We start from the raw sequence: 3,396 nt of genomic DNA on the forward strand, positions 1-3,396 counted from the left end.
TAATCCCAGTATTATATATAATAGAAACTATTGGTAAAAAACTCCCGCAATTAATTAATAAAAAAGCACCATAAAACACCGTGTTTTTTGAGTGTGACATATTCCAATTCACGATTTTTGTTATATCGTGACTTCGCTTTTCTTTTTGCTAGAATCCAATCTCAATCGGCTACGAATATTAATAATAAGCCAATAACGCTCTGGTTATCTTACGCTCAGTACCCGCGACAGGAGATTAATAATGGCAATAGATTACGCACTGACCGCTCAGGAAATTATCCAATATATTGGCGGTGATAATAATGTGATTAATGTCACACATTGTGCGACCCGTTTACGGTTTATATTGAAAGATAATAAAACTGTCGACAAAGAACGTTTAAATCGTGTTAAAGGGGTTATCACCGTTATTGAAGCGGGTGGGCAAATGCAAGTGGTGATCGGTAATCATGTCGGCGATGCTTATAAACATGTCATCAGCTTGATTAATGTCGATGAAAGTGCCCCGGTTGCTGCACCCAAGGTCGGTATTGTTAGCCGTTTGATGGATATTATCTCCAGCATTTTCGCCCCATTCCTTTATCCGTTAGCCGCCTGCGGTATTTTACAGGGGATTATTTCATTTCTTGCCGCCATTGGCTGGATGGATGCGACGAGCGGCACCTACCGTATTCTGAATTTTGTTTCCTGGACCGGTTTTACCTTCCTGCCCGTGCTGGTTGCCTTTACCGCGGCCAAGAAATTTAATGTTAATCCTTTCACCGCAGTTATTACCGCTTGTGCCCTGATCAGCCCTGATTATATGAATATGCTGACGGCCAATAAAATTACTATGCTGAATTCGGCCGATCCAGCCGTTCAGCAACTGATGCAAGAAGCACTGAATAATCCGCAAGTTGCCCATATTTTAAACACTATTGCGGGTATTCCCTTATCATCGCCAACCTTGGATTTCTTCGGTATTCCCGTGCAATACCTGAGCTATACCGCCTCGGTTATTCCGATTATTTTGATGGTATGGGCCATGTCTTACGTGCAGCGCTTCTTTGAGCGGATCCTGCCAATGGTGGTGCGCAATCTATTCACCCCAATGTTCTGTATTGCCATCATGGTGCCACTAACGCTATTGGTGTTCGGCCCGGTGGGTAATCTGATCGGCGGTGCGATTGGTGGTGTTTATAACTCGCTTTATAACCTTAGCCCGGCAGCGGCTGGGTTTATGGTCGGCGCTTTCTGGCAGCCACTGGTCACACTGGGTGTGCATTGGGGGATCACGCCTGTTACCGTTGGTAACTACGCGACTCTGGGTTATGACACCTTTACTGGCCTGCAAGCTTCCGCTGTCTTTGCCATGGCGGGCACCATGTTTGGTGTTTACTTAAAAACCCGCAATAGTGAGATGAAGGGTATTTCACTGTCGGCCGGTATCACCGCGTTGTTCGGTATTACCGAACCGGCAATTTATGGTGTGGCACTACGCCTAAAAAAACCGTTCTTATGCAGTTGTGCTGCTGGCGGAATTGGTGGTGCTATCGCAGGGGCATTTAATGCGGTGTCATGGAGTTACTGCTTACCGGGTATTGCGGTATTACCGGTCTTTTTCAAAGAGGGCCATATGGCGCAGTTCCTTGGTTTCTTGCTGTCGATCACGGTAGCGTTCGTGTTGGGCGCACTTTTCACTTGGTTGGTTGGGTTTACTGATGAGCCTGAAAGTGTGCAACAGCAAAACAGCGCTAAAGCATCTGGCGCGCCGATTACTCAGGCGCAAATGAATCGGGGCTAACTGTTTAAATATTCAGGCGGGCCATCCCGCCATTGATTTTCATTTCAAGGGCGTACAGTTGCCCACAGTATTAAGGGAGAAAATAATGAGCCACAAACAATTACCGAAAGATTTCTTATGGGGCGGCGCAGTTGCAGCACACCAGGTTGAAGGCGGCTGGGATAAAGGCGGCAAGGGTGTGAGTATCGCCGATGTACTGTCTGGTGGTGCGCATGGAGTTGACCGGGTGATGACTGATGGCGTACAGGACGGCTACCGTTATCCTAACCATGAAGCGGTTGATTTTTATGGCCATTACAAACAAGACATTGCGCTGTTTGCTGAGATGGGCTTCAAATGCTTCCGTACTTCTATTGCCTGGACGCGTATCTTCCCGAATGGCGATGAGCAGCAGCCCAATGAGGCCGGGTTACAATTTTACGACGATATGTTTGATGAGTTACTGAAATACGGTATCGAGCCGGTCATTACTTTATCTCACTTCGAAATGCCTTGGCATCTGGTGAAAGAATACGGTGGCTGGAAAAACCGTCAGGTGGTCGATTTCTTCGTGAAATTCAGTGAAGTGGTGATGGCGCGTTATAAAAGTAAAGTTAAATACTGGATGACCTTTAACGAGATCAATAACCAGCGCAACTGGAAGTATCCATTATTTGGTTATTGCTGTTCGGGGGTGGTATTTACTGAGCAAGAAAATCCAGAAGAGACGCTGTACCAAGTGCTGCATCATCAGTTTGTCGCCAGCGCCAAAGTCGTCAAGCTTGGTCATGCCATTAATCCTGAGTTCAAAATTGGTTGTATGGTGGCGATGGTGCCGTTGTATCCATTCTCCTGCCATCCTGATGACATGATGTATTCAGTAGAGGCTATGCGTGAGCGTTATCTGTTTGGTGACGTTCATATGCGCGGTTACTACCCTTCCTATATTCTGAACGAGTGGGAGCGTCGCGGATTCACCATCAAAATGGAAGAGGGTGATCTTGATACTCTGCGTGATGGCTGTGCTGATTATATGGGGTTGAGTTATTACATGAGTAATGCAGTTTCTGCCACTAACCCTGGCAGCGGTAATTCACTTTCTGGCTTTGAAGGCAGCGTGCCAAATCCACATGTTAAAGCGTCAGACTGGGGATGGCAGATTGACCCTGTTGGCTTACGTTATTCACTGAGCGTATTGTACGAACGCTATCAAAAGCCGCTGTTTATTGTTGAAAATGGTTTTGGCGCTATCGACAAAGTGGCTGCCGACGGTATGGTTCACGATGATTACCGCATTGCTTACCTCAAAGCTCACATTGAGCAAATGAAAAAAGCGGTATTTGAAGATGGTGTTGATTTAATGGGTTATACCCCATGGGGCTGTATTGATTGTGTATCATTCACTACAGGTGAATATAGCAAACGTTACGGTTTTATTTATGTGGATAAAAACGACGACGGTACCGGTACCATGGCACGTTCACGCAAATTAAGTTTTGACTGGTATAAGCAGGTTATTACCAGCAATGGTGAAGTGCTCTAAGTCCCCAATAAATAAGTGATTTTGGAAAGGCTGATTATGGTTTCGGCCTTTCCATTAATTTCCCCTCGCCCCATTTTACCCATCACTTCAG

Annotated in this window: 2 protein-coding genes; both read left to right on the forward strand. The window is 45.9% G+C overall.

The features are described 5' to 3' along the window. Window positions 1–241 precede the first annotated feature (241 nt). Complete coding sequence (locus V1952_RS20810) at window positions 242–1,783, forward strand: PTS transporter subunit EIIC (protein ID WP_420075454.1); 1,542 nt, start codon at window positions 242–244, stop codon at window positions 1,781–1,783. 85 nt (window positions 1,784–1,868) lie between these two features. Then, complete coding sequence (locus V1952_RS20815) at window positions 1,869–3,305, forward strand: 6-phospho-beta-glucosidase (protein ID WP_420072422.1); 1,437 nt, start codon at window positions 1,869–1,871, stop codon at window positions 3,303–3,305. Window positions 3,306–3,396 lie beyond the last annotated feature (91 nt).

This window comes from Yersinia sp. 2542 StPb PI (genome assembly GCF_048593855.1).
In the GTDB taxonomy this organism is placed as follows: Bacteria; Pseudomonadota; Gammaproteobacteria; order Enterobacterales; family Enterobacteriaceae; genus Yersinia; species Yersinia enterocolitica_E.